This window comes from Streptomyces sp. NPDC026673, from assembly GCF_040638135.1.
In the GTDB taxonomy this organism is placed as follows: domain Bacteria; phylum Actinomycetota; class Actinomycetes; order Streptomycetales; family Streptomycetaceae; genus Actinacidiphila.
This window is the reverse complement of the sequence record NZ_JBEZXR010000013.1, coordinates 64,188-82,035: the sequence shown is the minus strand read 5'-3', so window position 1 is coordinate 82,035 and position 17,848 is coordinate 64,188. Positions and strand designations below refer to the sequence as shown.

Annotated in this window: 13 protein-coding genes and 1 pseudogene; 9 read left to right on the top strand and 5 right to left on the bottom strand. The window is 70.1% G+C overall.

Annotation, left to right across the window (positions count from 1 at the left end):
- The first annotated feature begins 18 nt into the window (after positions 1-18).
- The 3 genes from AB0F62_RS12810 (at position 19) to AB0F62_RS12800 (ending at position 3,273) form a co-directional block, all read left to right on the top strand.
- Complete coding sequence (locus AB0F62_RS12810) at positions 19-1,137, top strand: hypothetical protein (protein WP_361796298.1); 1,119 nt, start codon at positions 19-21, stop codon at positions 1,135-1,137.
- The gene (locus AB0F62_RS12805; RefSeq protein ID WP_361796295.1) at positions 1,134-2,312 is read left to right on the top strand and encodes an ankyrin repeat domain-containing protein; all 1,179 of its coding nucleotides are present in this window, start codon (positions 1,134-1,136) and stop codon (positions 2,310-2,312) included. The genes AB0F62_RS12810 and AB0F62_RS12805 overlap by 4 nt, the downstream gene beginning before the upstream one ends.
- Before the next feature lie 214 nt (positions 2,313-2,526).
- A complete protein-coding gene (locus AB0F62_RS12800; RefSeq protein ID WP_361796292.1) occupies positions 2,527-3,273 on the top strand; it encodes a GNAT family N-acetyltransferase in 747 nt (248 codons plus the stop codon).
- Between the two features lie 219 nt (positions 3,274-3,492).
- On the opposite strand, the gene AB0F62_RS12795 is transcribed toward AB0F62_RS12800, so the two are convergent.
- A complete protein-coding gene (locus AB0F62_RS12795; RefSeq protein WP_361796289.1) occupies positions 3,493-4,014 on the bottom strand; it encodes a hypothetical protein in 522 nt (173 codons plus the stop codon).
- A gap of 235 nt (positions 4,015-4,249) precedes the next feature.
- Between AB0F62_RS12795 and AB0F62_RS12790 the strand changes: the two are divergent.
- The 3 genes and pseudogenes from AB0F62_RS12790 to AB0F62_RS12780 all read left to right on the top strand — a co-directional run bounded on the left by AB0F62_RS12790 (position 4,250) and on the right by AB0F62_RS12780 (position 7,444).
- A pseudogene (locus tag AB0F62_RS12790) lies at positions 4,250-5,637 on the top strand (helix-turn-helix domain-containing protein).
- Positions 5,638-5,802: 165 nt separating this feature from the next.
- Positions 5,803-6,201, top strand: coding sequence for a hypothetical protein (locus tag AB0F62_RS12785; RefSeq protein WP_361796286.1), 399 nt, complete (start codon positions 5,803-5,805; stop codon positions 6,199-6,201).
- A gap of 556 nt (positions 6,202-6,757) precedes the next feature.
- Positions 6,758-7,444, top strand: a complete 687-nt coding sequence (locus AB0F62_RS12780) for an HAD-IA family hydrolase (protein WP_361796283.1) — start codon at positions 6,758-6,760, stop codon at positions 7,442-7,444.
- Positions 7,445-7,779: 335 nt separating this feature from the next.
- Here the strand turns inward: AB0F62_RS12780 and AB0F62_RS12775 are convergent, their stop codons facing one another.
- Positions 7,780-8,445 (bottom strand): nitroreductase, encoded by a 666-nt coding sequence (locus AB0F62_RS12775; RefSeq protein WP_361796426.1) that lies wholly within the window; start codon positions 8,443-8,445, stop codon positions 7,780-7,782.
- A 368-nt stretch (positions 8,446-8,813) separates the two neighbouring features.
- Between AB0F62_RS12775 and AB0F62_RS12770 the strand changes: the two genes are divergently transcribed.
- The gene (locus AB0F62_RS12770) at positions 8,814-9,554 is read left to right on the top strand and encodes an alpha/beta fold hydrolase (RefSeq protein ID WP_361796280.1); all 741 of its coding nucleotides are present in this window, start codon (positions 8,814-8,816) and stop codon (positions 9,552-9,554) included.
- Positions 9,555-9,592: 38 nt separating this feature from the next.
- On the opposite strand, the gene AB0F62_RS12765 is transcribed toward AB0F62_RS12770, so the two are convergent.
- Positions 9,593-10,390 carry an MBL fold metallo-hydrolase gene (locus AB0F62_RS12765; protein WP_361796277.1) on the bottom strand — a complete coding sequence of 266 codons (798 nt, stop codon included), beginning with the start codon at positions 10,388-10,390 and terminating at the stop codon, positions 9,593-9,595.
- A gap of 96 nt (positions 10,391-10,486) precedes the next feature.
- Here AB0F62_RS12765 and AB0F62_RS12760 point away from each other — a divergent pair, with 96 nt between their 5' ends.
- Entirely contained in the window at positions 10,487-11,095 is a 609-nt protein-coding gene (locus tag AB0F62_RS12760) for an ABATE domain-containing protein (RefSeq protein WP_361796274.1), read from the top strand.
- A gap of 320 nt (positions 11,096-11,415) precedes the next feature.
- Positions 11,416-12,105: a hypothetical protein gene (locus tag AB0F62_RS12755; RefSeq protein ID WP_361796271.1), complete on the top strand. Its 690-nt coding sequence runs from the start codon at positions 11,416-11,418 to the stop codon at positions 12,103-12,105.
- Between the two features lie 204 nt (positions 12,106-12,309).
- On the opposite strand, the gene AB0F62_RS12750 is transcribed toward AB0F62_RS12755, so the two are convergent.
- Both AB0F62_RS12750 and AB0F62_RS12745 read right to left on the bottom strand, forming a co-directional pair.
- Complete coding sequence (locus AB0F62_RS12750; protein WP_361796268.1) at positions 12,310-12,765, bottom strand: NUDIX domain-containing protein; 456 nt, start codon at positions 12,763-12,765, stop codon at positions 12,310-12,312.
- A 289-nt stretch (positions 12,766-13,054) separates the two neighbouring features.
- Positions 13,055-17,701, bottom strand: a complete 4,647-nt coding sequence (locus AB0F62_RS12745) for a family 78 glycoside hydrolase catalytic domain (RefSeq protein ID WP_361796265.1) — start codon at positions 17,699-17,701, stop codon at positions 13,055-13,057.
- Positions 17,702-17,848 lie beyond the last annotated feature (147 nt).

The following is a 17,848-nucleotide window of genomic DNA, read 5'->3' as shown; positions in this document are numbered from 1 at the left end:
CGAGTCCTCCGTCCGCCGGTGAGCGTGACGACCGAGCGTGGTGCGCTCGGATCCCGGACGACACTGTTCGAGCACGCTCTGCGTCTGCATCGGCAGGATCCTGACAGTGCCCTTCCGCGGGACGGCCAGCCGTATCCGGACGACGACCTCCACCGTCGCCGGCAACCGCCCCGACCGCCGAAAGATCAGCGCCTCAGGGGCGCCGAGGTTGCCGGCATCCTCGATGCGTACTTCGCCGCGGCCGATGCACCACCCGGCCAACTCGCCGATGCCTTCCATGATGTCGACGTCCCGATCCACCGCAACGAGCACATCGCCGCTGCGGCGCTGCGCGCGGACAGACAGCGGGTGCGACAGACCGGCCGGTGGCTCGTGCGGCACAGCACGGATCGATGCTCTGCCACCGTCGGCCTCGCCCTGCTGGCCACGGACTGGGCGGAGGAGGACATCCCACTGATCCAGACCATAGGTCTGCTGTCGAACCAGTTCGGTGCGTTGGCCGCTGATGCGCTGCGACGTCGCCGCGGTGGCCAACGAGCCTTGTTGTGGCTCGGCCGGCGAGTCGCCGGCTGGGGCCGGGTCTACGTCATCGAGGCCCTCTGCCGACACCCGACGTTGGAGTCCCGTCGGTGGCTGCTGCGCCATGCCTGCGACGGCGACTTCCTGAACGGATACTTCGCCGGCCAGGTCGCCACCGCCGCTCACCTGCACGAAGCGATCACGGACACTGAGGTCGATGACGACCTGGTCGATCACACCGGTCGACTCCTTAGGTTGATGGCCGATTGCGGCGGCATGGGCATGACCCTGGAGCACTATCCGCCGGCGCCCATCGTGCTCGCCGCACATGCCGCTCATCTTGATCGGCGGGCACCGACCGCGGGCAGATACGTCGACGCCGCGCTCATCGTCGACCACCTGACGGACAAGGCCCCGGAACGAGGCGGGTGCACCGCCGAACAGCGTGACCGCATCGTGCAGCAGTACCTCGCGGTACTCGACAGGCAGGACTGGTGTGACACGGTCCGCGAAGAGCTCGACGCGGACGGCGACTTCTTCGCGTGGTTCACCGGCACTGTGGCAGCGCGCCTGCACCTGCGGGCTTTCACTGACCTGACGGGTGGTGATGACCGATGAATTCCGCAGACGATGAGCGCCTGATCGAGGCGGTGCGGGCCGGTGACGAGGTGGCCGTTGGACAGGCACTGGCCGACGGTGCGGACCCGAACGTGGCGGTTGGCCGGTTCCAGGGGTCATTGCTGGCCGCGGCTGCGCGCAGCGGCAGGCTGGGGATCCTGCAGCTGCTGACGGACGCCGGCGCCCGCGTTGAGGCCGCTGACCCGTACACCGCGTCGCCGCTGCGCTCCGCCGTACTCGAGGCGCACGCGACGGTGGTGCGGTTCCTCGTCGCCCGCGGAGCCCTCGCGGCGGAGCCCGCCACCAGGTCGAGCGTGCTGACGGAGGCCGTGTCCCACACAGCGTTCCACCCGCGGCCAGGAGCTCTTGTCACGCTGCGGGTGCTGCTGGAAGCGGGGGCGGCCCCGGGTCCGAGCGACGAGGCAGCTCTTGTCACTGCGGTCATGCATCCCGTCGCGCCGGCCGCACTGCGTCTTCTCCTCGCGCACGGTGCGGACGCCAACCAACGGCGTTCCGACGGGACACCAGCCATCGTCCTGGCCGCCCGGCGAGGCGATCACGCCGCCGTGGACGTGCTCCTGCAGGCCGGCGCAGATGTGGAAGCCCGCGACCGGCAGGGGCGAACCGCGTTGATGCACGCGGTGGAACGCAACGAACAACCGGTCATCGCGGCCCTTCTGCTGGCGGGAGCCGACACGGACGCCGCCGGCGCCGACGGCATGACCGCGCTGCGCCTCGCCCGCGGCTGGCAACGCCAGAACGTCCAGTTCATGCTGGGCGAACGACACGCCGGTCTGGACGATGTGCCCATCACTCGCACCGCCGTCCGGCTCACCCCGACCCAGGTGCGCCTCACCGGCGATCCGCAGATGCTTCAGTTGCCGGCGAGCGTCATCGACATCGCGCTCGACGACCTCGGTGACGACGAGTGGCAGTGCCGGACCGGCACGGACGCCGAGACAGCGCGGGCCGTTGCTGTACGGCTGCGCGAGGACATCGTCCAAGCGACCAACGCATCGTGGCATCAGCTGGACATGACCGCAGACGAACTCGCTGCCACACGCGCCGCTTTGGTCGAGCTCGCCTACGGCACCACCCGCGGCACCCCGGCCGGCACCAGCCGACTGGAGATCATCGACCTCCTTGCAGAGCTCAATCGACAGCTCGGTCGTTGAGGCTTCTATGACGGAATGAGAGGAACGTGTCCTCCTCGTCACGGCCGTTGCAGCCCGGCCGTGGCCTGAAGGCAGAAGCTCTCTCGTCAGCCGCCACAACGCCCGGCCAGTACGGCCGCCGAGGTCGAGGCGCGTGCGTGCCCGGGTGACGGCGACGTAAGCGAGGCGGGCGTCGGCATCATCGATCGGCCCGGGCCATGGCTGCGATGTCGCCTTGGCACAGCACCGCATCCGGCTGCGTCACCGCGCCGAGCTCGGTCGGGATGGTGTCGGTGCCTTCCGGGTGGATCGGAGCATCGGCGATCGCCGGCCACCGGTGGCCTCCGGCGCACGGTCGGGGACCAGCCGGGGAAACCGGTGGACGCTCCTCGGTTCGGTGGGCGAGCATGCGCGGGTGACAGATGAAGTCGATCGCAAGACACTGTTCGTGCGGAGCCCGAAGCAGGTCCGCTTCGTCGAGCTGAACGGCGAGGTGATGTCCGCATTGCTCGAAGGCGACCTGTCCGCGGCCGGCAGATTGGCCGGGGTCGCGTTGACGGAGGACTTCGCGACGGACAGCGCTCGGTGGCTGTGGCGGTTCCGGCTCGATCAGATGGCCGCCGACCGCGACCATGCGGGCTGGATGGTGCGGCAGGCGGTCGTCGGCGACGAAGGCCTCGTCGTGGGGCACGGCGGGTTCCACGGACCACCCGACGAGGTCGGTATGGTCGAGATCGGCTACTTCGTCATCCCTCGCTTCCGTCGCCAGGGATACGCCCGCTCCACGCTGATCGAGTTGCTTCGCCGGGCAGCGGCCGAGCCCGCGGTCACGACCGTGCGGGCGTCGATCAGCCCCGACAACGCGGCGTCCCTCGCCACGATCGCAGGCTTGGGCTTCGTCGAGGTCGGGGAGCAGTGGGACGAGGAGGACGGTCTCGAACTCCTCTTCGAGGTCCCTGCCCGCCGAGTTGCACCCGCGTGAACCGTGTCCTACGTGGTGAGGCGGACGTACCGTCCGGCGAACGGAGCGATCTTCAGCTCCGTCTCCCGCGTGCCATCGATCTCGAACGGTGATCGCCCGCGCGATCGCCTCGGCCGACCGGTCCGCTGCCGCCCCCCAACAGACGCACGGTGATGCCCGTGCTTCCTCCTCCCCCGGTCCGTCCCGGGCGGGGACGGACCGGGAGGCGCGGCGACACCGTCAGCGAGCGCTCGTGGTCTCGATGTCGACGATGTGGTCGTACCGCTCCACCAGCACGAAGAGCTTGATCTTCTGCGTCGACCCGCCGCTTCCGAAGGTCAGGGTGACGACGACCTCGTGGCTGTTGCCCACGGCGCCGTTGTCGGTCACCTTCCACCGCGCCGGGACGTTCTGGGCGCGCAGGACGCCGTCCGCTCCGTTGTCCTCCTCCCAGGCCGCCAGCCGCTGGGCGAACTCGGGGGTCAGGTAGTGCCTGCGAAGGTTCGCGGCCAAGGTGGCGTCCGGGTCCTCGTAGTCGCCCTTGGCGTCGATGTACGCGCCGTAGAAGTCGGCGACCCGGGTCACCGTTTCGCCGACCGTGCCGCTGACCGACCTCGGCGCGACGGCGGACACCGTCGCGGGGGCGGATACGGACGCGCGTGCAGACGCGGTCAGCCCCAGCGGCAGCGCCACGGCGGCGACGAGGCCGGCGATCACAGCGGTGCGGCGGAGGCGCGTGCGGGCGGTCGTGTTGCTGTTCATCAGAGTGCTCCCCGATTTCGATGGGTTCGGAAGTACGTCGCTGTGTGCGGGGCGGCCCACTCGACCCTCGTTGCGTGGGGGCGGCTCCGGCGACACCACGAGCATCGGCGGCCCCGTGGTCCGGGTACAACGGACGGCGCCCCATCGGCAACGGTGGAACCATCCCAGGCCTGTTGACCTCTCCTTATGGGGAGTACCTGGGATGCCATCCTGGGACGGGAGGCAAGGGGAACCGATGTCGACCCAGGACGAGGTGGAGGAGTTCGCGGCGCTGCTGCGGCGTCTGAAAGCCCGCACGGACCGCAGTTACGCGGCACTCGCGCGCCGATTGAACATGAACGCCTCGACGCTGCACCGCTACTGCGCGGGAGACGCCGTGCCGCTCGGCTTCGCACCCGTGGAACGGTTCGCCGCGATGTGCGAGGCCACCGCGGCCGAACGGATCGAGCTGCACCGGCGATGGGTCCTGGCGGTGGCGGCACGACAGCGTCCCCGGACGGCTACCCGGTCCGCACTGCGATCCGGCGCGGACCGCCCGGCCGGCAACGACGAATCCCCGGCAGACGGGACGGCTGCGCCCGCGTCCGAAGCAGCCGCCGACCTTGTGCCCGCCGCAGTACCCGCGCCCTCCCCCGGACCCCGGCAAGCCCCCACCGAAAGCCACCCCCACACCTCTCGCGACCACGAGGCAGCCTCCCGCCCCGTCTCGCACAGGCCCTGGTACAGACACCGCGCCACCATCACCGCCGCAGCCGTGACAGCGCTGATCGCCACCATGGGCAGCCTGTCCGCCCTGCCACCCGAGCGCTTATGGGCCAACGGCGACAACCAGGCGTCCGGCACGAGAGCCACGGGAACCGCGGGCGCAGGGCACGACTCCCCGGCACCGACCGCACCTGACTCCACCACGCGCCGCCGGCTGCCCGGGGCGCCCTCGGCGACGGCACCCGCCGCGGGCGACCGCTCGCCGAGCCCGTCCATGAGCCCCACCGCCACAGCCGTCCCCGCCGCCCCGCCCCTCACCTGGACGGCGGACTCCCAGGTCTGGGAGCTCGGTTGCAATCATGACTACGTGATCAACAAGGCACCCCAGCGGGTGCCGCCGCCTCCGAGCCCTCAGGACGCCGCCCCATGGGCGCGTACCCAAGGCGCGGTGCACGGCGGGCAAACCCTCGTCGCCGTCACCGTGCAGGGGCGGACGGACACAGCCGTCGTCCTGGAAGCGCTGCGGGTCCGCGTCGTGGGACGGGCCGCCCCGGTCAAGGGCACCGTCTACTCCACAGCCCAAGGTTGCGGCAGCGACATCACACCCCGCTCCTTCGCCGTCAACCTGGACATCGACCGACCCATCGCCCGCTCGGTCCAGGGCAGCGAGAACGGAACGAGCACCCCGGCAATGCGCATGCCCTACCGGGTGTCCGCCAAGGAACCCGAGGTGCTCCTGGTCGACGCCCGAACCACCGGCTGCGACTGCCGCTGGTACCTGAGCTCGACTGGTCCTCGCAGGGCCGCACCGGCACCGAACGCATCGACGACCACGGCCTCGCGTTCCGCACCAGCGGCATCAAAGGCCTGCCGCGCTACTGGTACGCACATCAAGGCTGGACCCCCCTCACGAGCTGAGCAGGGCCAGCGGAGCCGGCGGACGGTGTTGCGGGCCAGCCCCAGTCGGCGAGCGGTCGGTCGCAGCCCGAACCCTCATCCGGCAGGGCGTGGACGTCCGCATGCCGATTGCGTACCCGGTCGGACAGACGGCCCGACTGTCGCGGTTCATCTGGGGAAGGCGGCATGAACTCCGGGTTCTCGACGGGCTCGACGGCATGGACCGGGCTCGTGCCCCTCGCCCACCGCCCATGGCCGACGGCTCCTCAAGCCGGCGGTACGGCGACCGCAACCCGACGGATCACTCGTTCGTCCGCATTGATAGAGCCGAGCCCACACCACCGAGAGGCGGCCATGTCGCACCCCGCGGAACCACTCGTCGAGTACTGCTTCATCATCACCTTCAGCCATCGCGATCAGGATCTGATGACCTTCTCGGGCACCTACACACCCGCGCCGGGAATGACCAGACACGACGTCTACACCACCATCCACGCCGATCACGTGCGGCAGTTGCCCTCACACGTGCGGAGCAGCTTCTACCAGGTGACCTTCTTCTCGTTGGAACCCAACCGGCTGACCTGACCGGCTCTCCGCCCGTGCCGGCGGCCACGCCGCCTGACCAGCCCTGACGTTCCCTCCCAGGCAGGACGAACGGGCTCGGTCCAGGGCGCGTCGCGGCTGCACGCGGCGTGCCCATGGGCAGCCTGGGCGCCCGAGTCGATTCCGTCGCGGGCTCGCCTGAGCCCTGCTGCCGGGAAGTGTGCGGCGGCGCTTTCGGAAAACGAGGGCAAGTCGTTCACCCGAGGCAGCCTCGGGGTCAGCGCCCGGAGTCCACCGAAGGACCGCCCCCCTCACCTACGAGATCCTGCGCCGCTTCGCCGGCGGACTCCGGTACGCCAACGTCGTCGCCGCGGAACTGACGGGCGGGGGGACGGATCCCGCGCCGGATCCCGCCGTCCGCCATCCGGCGCGGCACCGCGGTCAGGGCCTGCCTCACCCGGATGACGAAGCGGATCCGCTGTCACCTGCCACCGCAAGATCATCCCGGTGCCCGCCAGAGGTAACTCCAAGTTTACTTGCGATCACTCAGGCTTGTCCCGCAAACCGCCTGCTCAGGGCCTGATGGCATGATCGAGGCGTGATCAGTGAACCCGGCCGTCCCGGTGCGGCGAGGTATGTCCTGTTTGATGTCGATGGCACGTTGATCGATGCCGTGGACAATCAGCGCCTGGTCTGGCGCACGTGGGCCGAGCGGTACGGACTGGACCCTGATGAGGTCTACCAAGTGGCACTGCGGACGAGGCCGATGGAGACGTTCGCGCAGGTTGCCCCGGGCCAGGACCCCCAGGAGTGCCTGGCAGCACTGCATGAGCTGGAGGACCAGGACGTTCGAACCGGCTCATATGCGGCCTTCGACGGCGCCTCGGAACTGCTGAATGCCCTGCAGCCCGGGTCCTGGGCACTCGTGACCTCGAACTACGAGCACCGGGTACGTGGACGGTTCGCACGGACGGCCTTGCCAGTCCCGAAGGTTGTCGTGGATGCGGCCGCCGTGACGGAAGGCAAGCCGTCGCCGGTGCCATATCTGCAGGCGGCCGCGCAACTCGGCGCCAAGCCGGAGGACTGCTTGGTCATCGAGGATGCCCCCTCCGGGGTGGAGTCCGGGTTGCGTGCCGGGATGACGGTGTGGGGCGTCAACACCCCCGCAGCAATCGAGGGCGTGCATCGTCACTTCGGCACTCTGCGCGAAGCGGTTCAAGACATCCTTGCCTTCGCATCCGGAGTCCGCTTTCACCGACTGGAGGGTTCAGCCACAGTGGAATGATCTTGCCGTGGCTGGTGTGATCACGGCGTCGGAGCCGGTCAGTCCCGAGGGTCGGCGGGGCTGGGTGAAGCAGGAGGTGGGCGCCCGGGGGTGAGGGTCTCGGCCCGGGACGCTGACGACGGCGGAGCGTGAGGAGCCGTCGAGGCTGCGGCGCAAGGGGCGCGAGCAAGAGCCGACGATCGAGGCGCGGGAAAACGCCACGGCCTTCTTCGCGCAGGAGGAGACGAGACAGCCCGCGGAAACCGTCACGGCCGGCGAGCTACGGTGCCGCCTCCACCAGACCCGCGCCATGGGCAGTCTGCAGGGGCTGTCTGTCGATCTCGGCCGTCCGGCGGTCACGCTCCGACGAAGGTCACCGTCTCCGTCATGTCCGCGCGCCCGGTACGCAGCCGTGGCACGCCTTCCTTCTCGAATCCCACCGAGATGCCGCAGAACAGCACGAGCTCGTCATCGGCGCCGACTGTTCGGCTGACGGTCCTGCGGTACATGGTCCACATCACCTGTGGGCAGCTGTGCAACCCTTCCGCCCTCAGCAACAGCATGACCGTCTGCAGGTACATCCCTGCGTCACCCCACTGTCCGGGCCCCATCGTCCGGTCGAGGTAGCAGAAGAGGACGACCGGCGCCCCGAACGCCTGCGAGTTCAAGGCGGCGATTCTCCGGGGCCGGTCGGGGTCGTCGCGCTCGATCCTCAGCGCCTCGTACCGCTGGGCTGCCGCGGCGGAGAAGCGGTCCAGATACGGCGAGGCCAGTTCGTCCGGGTACATCGGATACTCCCGCTCATCACCCGGGTCTCCTGCCAGCGCCCTCGCCGTCGCGCGCCTCTTCAGTTCGGCCAAGGGTCCGCCGGTCACGACATACACATGCCACGGCTGGAGGTTCCCACTGGACGGAGCCCGCGTCGCCGCGGTCAGCACTCGATCAAGCACCTCCTTGGGTACCGGCTCATCGCTGAACGCCCGCACGGCCCGGCGACTGTCCACGGCCTCATACACATCCACGTCTCCGCGTCCTCTCATTCGACCGGGCCCCTCCACCGTATTCAGCGGTCTGCACCGAGCATCGCCGGGGCTGGACGAGGTCACGACGATCAGTCAGTCGTTGATACGACCATGGGACGTAGCGCCGGTCTCACCGCTCCGACATGACGGGGCATCAAGTGACCTCCGCGGTCGAACAGAGCCGGGCCACGACCTCCGACTCACGAGGACGCGGCGAACCACCCGGCGACACGCTCGCCGGAGCCTTCGCGGAATCAACCCTGACCGCTTCGGGACAATCGAAGCCTCCGACGCCGACAAAAGAGAAGAGAAGAGACGTGATGCAGCGCCCGGCCGGTGGAACGTCGCTTGACCCCTGGTTCCGACAGGTGCGGAACTGCCGGGCCCCACGCCTGCGACTCATCTGCTTCCCGCACGCGGGAGGGTCGGCCGGCTTCTTCCGCTCCTGGGCCGCACTCGTTCCCGACGATGTCGAACTGCTGGCCGTACGGTACCCGGGGCGGGAGGACCGCTTTGCCGAACCGCCGGCGCAGCGTATGGAGGAGCTCGCCGAGCCGATCGCTGAGGCATGCGCGAAGCTCGCCGGCGGGCCGCTGGTGTTCTTCGGCCACAGCATGGGTGCTTCCGTGGCATTCGAAGTCGCCGCCCGCCTGTCGGCGGCTCCCGTCGCGGCCGGACTCGAGGCGTTGTTCGTCTCGGGTCGCCCCGGGCCGGAGAAGGTGCGCTCGCGGAATCTCGCCGACGCGAGCGACGAGGAACTGGTCGAGGAGTTGCTCGCCATGAGCGGCACCAACGCGGAGGTGTTCGCCAACCCGGAGCTGCGGGAACTGTTCCTTCCGCTGATTCGGGCCGACTACCGCCTCATCGACGCGTACAAGGTCACGCTCCCGCCGCCGACTCTGGCCGTCCCGGTCGTCGCCTACTACGGCGACCAGGACGAGCACGTCGACGAGGACGAGGTGAACGCCTGGTCCGCGGTGACCCGGTCGAGCTTCGCCACACGCTCCTTCCCCGGCGGTCACTTCTACCTCGAACAGCACGCCGCACCCCTGGTCGCCGACCTGTTCGCCCGCGTCGGCACGAACGGGCCGCGCCCGGACCAAGACTGACGCGCCGAACACGCAAGGCCTCGGTTATGGGCGGCGGTTCAGGCTGAGGAGCCCTGCGCCCAGTCCTGGTCCAGGCGGTCGGCCAGGCCCGCGGCGGTGAAGGCGGCCTCGATGTCCTCGCGGCCCTCGGTGAAGTGGGCCCAGCTGTCGTGGTGGACCGGGACGACTCGGCGGGCATCGAGGATCCGGGCGGCCTCGGCGGCCTGCGCGCTGTCCAGGACGATCAGGTTGCCGTCGAAGAGCGCGGCGAAGCGAGGTGCGCCGGCGAACAGGATGGCGGTGTCCACCGGGGCGAAGCGCTCGGCGATCTCCCTGACGGCCCCGAGGGAGGCGTTGTCGCCGCTGACGTAGACCGTCGGAAGGCCCTCTCCCGTCAGGACGAAACCGACGACCTGGCCGGTGAAGGGCTCGACCTCCTCGCGCGGGCCGGGGCCGTGGATGGCGGGGACACCGGTGACGGTGACAGTGCCGCCGCCCGGGCGCTCCAACTCGACCGTCTCCCAGTCGGCCAGGCCCTTGGCCTTCGGCCCGAGGCGCTCGCCTCCGCCGGGGGTGGTCAGGGTGAGGGGGACGTCGGCGAGCAGGTCACGGCCGGAGGTGTCCAGATTGTCGGGGTGCTCATCGTGCGAGAGCAGGACCGCGTCGATGGGGCCGAGTTCGGCGGGGGTGCCGGTGGAGGGGGCGGTCTTGGTCAGGACGGGGCGGCCGGGCCGGCCGTAGTCGCCGGGGCCGTCGAACGTCGGGTCGGTCAGGAACCGCAGGCCGCCGTACTCGAACAGGGCGGTCGGGCCGCCGTACGTGTGGACCGGGAACTGATCGGCATCGAGCTGGGGCATCGCGTCTCCCTCATCCCTCACGCAAAAAATCTGCGTTTAACGTGATGCCAGCCTAGGCGGGCATCACGGAAAAATGCAATCGCTACCATGAGAGGCATGGACGACACCCTGGCCACCGACACAGCGCGGACCGCTCTGCCCCCGGCTCCGGGTGCCGACCAGTACCGCTCCCTGGACTTCGCCGACACCGCCGCGACCCTGCCCGCGGGCCAGAGCTACGACCTGCTGGCCACCCCCGGATCCGCCATGTGCTGGCTCGTCGCCCATGACCTGACCACCCCGGACGTGCGGCTGTACGAGGTGTGCGCACAGCGGATGCGCGCGCTGCGCGCACACGTACGTGACCTGTTCGCCGCCCGTGTCGGGGGCACCACCCCGCCCGATGACTCCCTGCGCGCGGTGAACGAGGCACTGACGGCTGTACCCACCGCACCCCTCCTGGCCTGGGACGGGACCCAGGGACCGAGCCGCGTCCGGGCACACCCCACCGACCGGGCCGTCAACCACGCACTGGCGACCCTCGCCGCCGACGCCGCCGACCTGCTCACCGGTCCCGACGCCGGCATCCTCGCCTCCTGCGGCTCCGCCCCCTGCGACCGGTTCCTCCTGCGCACCCACGGCCGGCGCCACTGGTGCTCCATCCGCTGCGGCGACCGCGCCCGTGCCGCACGTGCCTACGCCCGGCGCAACGGCGGCTCGGGCTGACGCGCCGTCCAAGGCCCCGCTCCGGGCTCATGCCGGACCCTCGCACCGCCCCCGCGTGACCGTGGTGATCGCTCCCGACCTCCACAGGAAGACCCGGTTCGACGTGGCCGGCCTTCCCCTCGCGATTCCACCGGCGTCCTCAGGAAATCCTCGACTTCGGCGCGTTCGCCCCCAACGGCCGTATCCGGTCATTCCGCTTCGCCCTCGACTGCCGAGTCGCTCGTGGCCGCCGGCCGCGTCCCACCCGCTGTTATCGTGATCGCCGAGCTCGGGGTAGGGGGGTACACCCCCTGTCATGGTGCGTGCGGGGGGAATTCGTCATGCGACGTCTGGTGCGTCATCTTGTCCCGGTGGCCCTGACGGCGGCCGTGGTGTCGTGCGCGGGCTGCGACGGCCAGTCGGCCGTGCCGAAACCCACCGACCTCGCGCCGTTGAGCAAGGAAGAGCTGTCGAAGGCTCTGCTTCGGGACTCGGACGTACCTGGACTGACCGCCGACGCCGGGCGGGGCATGCCCTTGTTCGACCAGGACGACGTCGTGACGGCGTCGCCGCGCGAGTGCCAGCCGCTGGCGGACATGATGAGTGTCCGTCCTCGCCATACGCGAAAAGCGCTGGTGTGGGAGGTCGTGGACGGCGTGCGCGACGCCGCGGGTGAGACGTCGGGGAGCCTGGCGCTGAGCAGCCACACCGCGGCCGAGGCACAGGCTTGGATGGCGGACCTCAAGGCGGCATTGCCCGGATGTACACACTTCCAAGCCACGTCCGACGCCGGTTGGGACTACAGGTTCAGCGTCAAGGAACTCACACCTGTCACAGCGGGCGACGAGGCGGTTTCCTACCTCATCACGAACCTCAGCGCGCCGGAGGGAAAGGGAAACGTGCAGTCGGTGATCCGCACGGGCGGCACACTGTCCTCCTTCCTGCTCGCGCAGGGAACGGGCGAACCGCGGTCCGTACCCGAGGCCCTCGCACGCAAGCAGCACGAGCGATTGCTGAACGCCCGCAACTGAACACCCGTCAGCTGAACGACGACCGGCGTTTCCCCCGCCCGACGCACGCCCATCGCCCATCGCCCACGCTCTGCGGATGCCCGGTGAGGGTTTCCGGCGTCGTACGTCACACGGTCGGCAGTTCGAGCAACCGGGCCGCATCGCGGGTGCCGGTCGGGCGTTCGTGCGGGGCGAGCAATCGCGGGCCGCGCTCGGCCGGGCGAGTCAGCGCTGGGGCCGGCCCTGGATCAGGAGTCGATGCGACTCCTGCAATCCCGGTGGCAGGTCGTTCGGCGATACCCACCTGGCCTCCAGGACTTCAAACGAGTCGAGCTTCAGGGAGCCGCCGACGAACTCGGCGGCATACGCCACCTCCACGCGCAGCTTGTAGCCGCTCTTGAGGTGGACCATCTCGCCGGCCTCGACGTCCAGGCCGGTCTCCTCACGCACCTCGCGGGAGACGGTGTCACGGAAGTCCTCACCTGCTTTGGCGTAGCCGGTGGGCAGGCCCCACTGCCGGTCTTCGGGCCACAGGCGGTGGCGCAGCAGCAGCACGCGGCCTTCTGCGTCGCGGACCACGCCGGTCACGCCGACCATGTATTTGCTGTTCGTCAGCCACATGATCCGCCACTGCAGGGGCCCCCGGATCATCCGCCACAGTCCAGCGATGATGCGCTTCACGCCATGCCTTTCGGGAGCCGGGCCGCCGGTGCGTCCCGTGTAGGGACCACGATCGCGCATGGAAGGGTGGCCTTCCAAACACGTGGCTACGTCGGCCGAGTACGCCGCAGCCCCCTTCCCGGCCCGGCCGCGTGTGCCGGGACGGCGCCCTTCGACCGCGGCCCGCCACGCCCCGGCCGACCCCTCGGTCAGCCATGTCGACCGGGTCCGGAGATCACCCGTGCCGCGGGTCGTGTGCCTGAGCACCCGTCACGGGGGTGCTCAGGCACACGAGGTGTCATCGGCTACATCAGTCGACGGGTATCACCCACACGTCGGCGATCGAGGGGTCGTAGTCGCTGCCGGTGTCCTGGAAGCGGAGCCGCACGGTGCCGTCCGAGGTGCCGTCCGAGGGGTCGACCACGAACTGGTGGGTGATGGTGCCCTGGCCACCCTCGCTTCGCCTCAGGTCGACACTGTGCACCACCTTGCCGTCGACCTGGACGTCATAGGTCTTGCGTCGGGCACCGTCGAAGGTCTCGACCATGCGGACCACGAAGCGGCCCTTGGTCGGCACGGCGGCGTCGAACTCGAACCAGCCACCCGGGTAGGAGGAGTGGGTGTAGCGCCGTGTCAGCCCGGCCTCGGAGTTCGTCCCCGAGTTCGGCGACGCCGTCAGCCGGTGGGCGGACTCCGACGGCCCGTCACCGAGGTCGACATGATCGCTCGACTGCGCGGGCGGCGTGGGCAGCGATACCGCGATCGTGCCGGTCGCCTGCTCCGCGGCCGTCGCGCCGGTCGCCACCGTGACCGTGGCCTTCTGCCCGACGACGGTGAGCGGCACCGTCACGACGGCTTCGACCGTCGTCTGCTTCCCCGGTTCCAGGCGGTAGCCGACCGGGTCCGGCGCCGTCCAGCCGTCAGGCAGGGCGAGCGTGAGTTTGCCGGACTGCACGACGTCGGTGCGGTTCTTCAGCACGGCGGCGACGGTGGCCTGCCCACCGGGGCCGGCCGGGTCGGGCGTGGTGGACACACCGTCGATGGCGACGCCGGGGGCGACCGCCAGGCCCGCCGACACCGGTAGCGTCGCCGTGCCTCCCGCGTACCGGTAGGACACCGAGCCGGTGAGGTCGGCCATGGACGCCTGAGCGTCGGTCGCGACCGTGACGTCGTAGGCGTGCTTGACCGTAGTGCCCGCACCTGTGGTGGACGCGTGCGGGCCCACGGGCTTCACGGTCCAGCCGCCGGGAGCCTGCAGCGTCGAATCGACGCCGGTCAGCGGCCGCTTGCCGGTGTTCTTCAAGGCCACCGTCACGCGCACGACGTCGCCCGGGAGGATCTCGCCGGCCGGCACGTCCAGCGTGGCCACCGCGCCGACCAGGCGCGACGATGCCCGCGACAGGGTCCGCTCGATGCCGGTCAGCGCGTCACGCAGCTTCGTGGCCGCGGTCTTGTCGATGGCGCCCTGCTCGGCGTACGTCTGCGTCCACCGGTCCAGGTCCGCGACGCCGGCGAGCGCACGGTGCACCGCGGCGGCCGTCAGCCGCTCGTCCGCGCCCTGGCCCTGCAGGCGCCACGCGGCCGCGAGTTCGGTGCGCATCAGCGCGGTGCGCACCTGCAGGTGCCCCTTGGCGATCTTGCCGGGACCCTTCACCTGCAGCGCGTCGACGTCCTCGGAGAACGACGCTGCCTGCGCCCGGGCCGCCCCCAGGTCCCCGAGCACCGGGTCGACGGCGAACGCGTAGTGCCCCGAGCCGACCTCCAGCACCACGTCCCCGTCGGCCTGCTCGACATAGGTCACGTCGTCGACGTCGCCGATCGGCGTGCCGCCCTCGGTGACCGCCCAGCGGTTCGCCGCCGGGATCCGCACCTGGGCGGTGGTGTTGGCCGGCACGGTGACGTCGAGCTTCATCGCCCCGCCGGTCGTGTCCCACGTGCTGCGCACGGTACCGTACGGCGTCTGGTGGCTGAAGTCGACGTGGTCGATGCCCTCACCGGGCTCCGGGGCGATGAGCACCTTGCGGTAGCCCGGCTCGGCCGCCGAGACGCCCGCCATGGTGCGGTACATCCACTCGCCGACCGCGCCGTAGGCGTAGTGGTTGAACGAGTTCATCCCCACGTCGTTGAAGGTGCCGTCGGGGTTGATGGAGTTCCACCGTTCCCAGACCGTGGTCGCGCCCTTCCCGATCTCGTAGCCCCAGGACGGGTAGTCCTTGTGCTGCAGCAGCCGGTAGGCGATGTCGGAGCGGCCCGCCTCGGTGAGTGCCGGCAGCAGTCCGTCGACGCCCAGGAAGCCGGTCGACAGGTGGTAGTCGCGGCGCTCGAGGGTCTTGACGAACTTGGCGACGACCTTGTCGCGCCGGTCGGCGGGGGCGAGGCCGTTGGTCAGCGTCAGGATGTACGACGTCTGGCTGTCGCCCTTGACGGTGCCGTCGGCGCCGATGAACGCCGCCTGGTACGCCGACCTGATCGCCTCGTAGCGCTGCTGGTACGCCGCCGCGTCGCCGTCCCGGCCGATGGCGGCGGCCATCTGCGCGAACTCGCGGGTGCTCTTGGCGACGAACGCGGTGTCGAGCACGTCGGCCGGGGTCGCGTCGTCGAGGTTGAGCCAGTCGAGATAGCCGCCGGCGGAGCGGATGTGGCCGGTGGAGTCGGCGTCGAGGAAGTCGACGTACCGCTTCATCATGTCGTAGTTCTCGCGGATGACGTCGGTGTCGCCGTACGCCTGCCACACCGTCCACGGCACGTGCACGCCGGCGTCCATCCAGCCGGCCGACTCGTAGCCGCCGTCGAAGCGGCCGGGGACGACGGGGGCGACGCCGGGCAGCGAACCGTTGGACCGCTGGGTGTCCCGCAGGTCCTGCAGCCACTTGGTCAGGAAGGACTGCGCGTCCATGTTGTAGACGGCGGTGCGGGCGAAGACGTTGATGTCGCCGGTCCAGCCCATCCGCTCGTCGCGCGCCGGGGTGTCCGTGGGGATCGACAGGAAGTTGCCGCGCATGCCCCAGACGATGTTGCTGTGCAGCTGGTCGACCAAGTCGGAGTTGGTGTCGAGGCTGCTGGTGAGGTCGCCGTCGGTGCCGACGACGACGCCGACCAGGTCCTTGGCCGCGGGAGCCTCGTCCACGCCGGATATCTCGACGTACCGGAAGCCGTGGAAGGTGAACGACGGCTCGAACGTCTCCGGCTGGTCGGAGGCGAAGGTGTAGTAGTCGGTCGCCTTCGCGCTGCGCAGGTTCGCGGTGTAGAGCGTGCCGTCGGGGTTGAGGACCTCGCCGTGCCGGATCCTCACCGTCCGGCCGGGCTCTCCCTTGAGGGTGAGGCGGACGTGGCCGACCATGTTCTGGCCGAGGTCGTAGAGGTAGGTGCCGTCGGTCGGCGAGTCGATCCGCTTCGCGGTCCTGAGCTCCTGCGTGACCCGCACGTCGACCGCGGTCTGCGGTTCGAGTACCTTCACCGGCTCGTCGCGGACGTCGGCCGAGGCCCAGTTCACGTCGTCGAAGCCGGGCTTGTCCCAGCCGGCGACCTGCTTGGCCACCCGTGCGTCGTAGGACTCGCCGTCGAGCAGGTCGGCCTCGCGGGTCGGGCCGGAGGTGGTGGTCCAGGTGCCGTCGGTACGGACGGTGGTGCTGGTGCCGTCGGTGAACTCGACCAGCATCTCGGCGATCACCGAGTTGTCCTGGCCGTAGACGTCGGTGCCGAACATGGCGACCTTGCCGCTGTACCAGCCCGGTGCGACCTCGGCGCCCAGTACGTTGGCGCCGGCGCGGACCTGCCGGGTCACGTCGTAGGTCTGGTAGTCGATGCGCTTGTCGTACGCGGTCCAGCCGGGCGCGAGTTCGGCGTTGCCCACCCGCGCGCCGTTGAGCCGCAGTTCGTACACGCCGCGCGCCGACGCGTAGACACGTGCCCGGGCGACCTTCTTCCCGCCGAGGTCGAACTCCTTGCGCAGCAGCGGGACGGGCTTGTCGCGGCGCAGCCAGGCCTCGCCGCCCGCGCTGTCGACCCGCAGGCCGCCGGCGGTGACGGTGCCGGCCGCGAACGTACGGTCGCCCGCCGGGAAGGCGGTGTCGACCAGGACGGTGCCGTCGGCGCTGGTGACCGTGACGTCGCGGACCACACCGCGCTCCGCGCCGCTGGTACGGAAGCCCATCGTGCCGGGGCCGCCGAACGTCGCGTCGGTGCGCCGGTCCAGTTGCCTGCCGTCGACGGTGGTGGTGATCGTGTCGCCGTCGACGGCGATCGCGTAGTCGTGCTCGGCGCCGAAATCGAACCCGGCCGGGAACGGAGTCGCCTTCAGGACCGAGTAGCCGCTGTTGCGTTTCACATGCGGGCGCAGCGCGTCCTCGGCGTCGCTGATCTGCCACATGTAGGCGTTCTCGGTGTCCTGACCACGGAAGTAGACGCCCAGCGCCCCGTTGATGTCGGAAGCCGTGAACTTGATCGTGTAGTCGGTCCACTTGGCACCCAGCGCCGGAGTGTCCGCACCGATCCACGCAGCCGTCCACGGCCGGTCGCCCAGACCGGTGCCGAACCTGGCGGGCGCGCTCCACTCGGAGGCGGCGCCCCGGTCATCCCACACCCGCACGGACCAGACGTAGTCGGTCTGCGGCCGCAACGCGGGGCCGCCGTAGCGGACACCGACCGACTGACGGGAGGAGACCTTTCCGCTGTCCCAGACATCGGGGTCGCCGAGACGGCCGGCCGAGGACGCGACGTGTATCTCGTAGGCCCGCTGCGTGACGCCGCGGCGCTGGGAGTCGAGCTGCCAGCCGAGCGCAGGCGCCGTGGGCGGGATACCGAGCGGGTCGTCAAGGGCGTTGACCGTCAAACCGCCCACGCTCGTTGCAGCGGCGGCGGGGGTGGGGGCGGCGGGTGGACTCGCTGCCGACCCCGTCGTGGTCGCCACCACGACGAGGACCGATGCAGCGATCACCGCGGCGATCTGCTGACGCACAGGCACTCCTCCAGAAGGGGTACTGAAACGCGGGCACTGAAACGCTTCAATGACACTCTGAAGCCCACCACGCCCCCATGGCAACGACCTGGACGGATTTGACTGAACAGATCGACGAGACCAATGAATCGGTTTAACCCGAGGGAG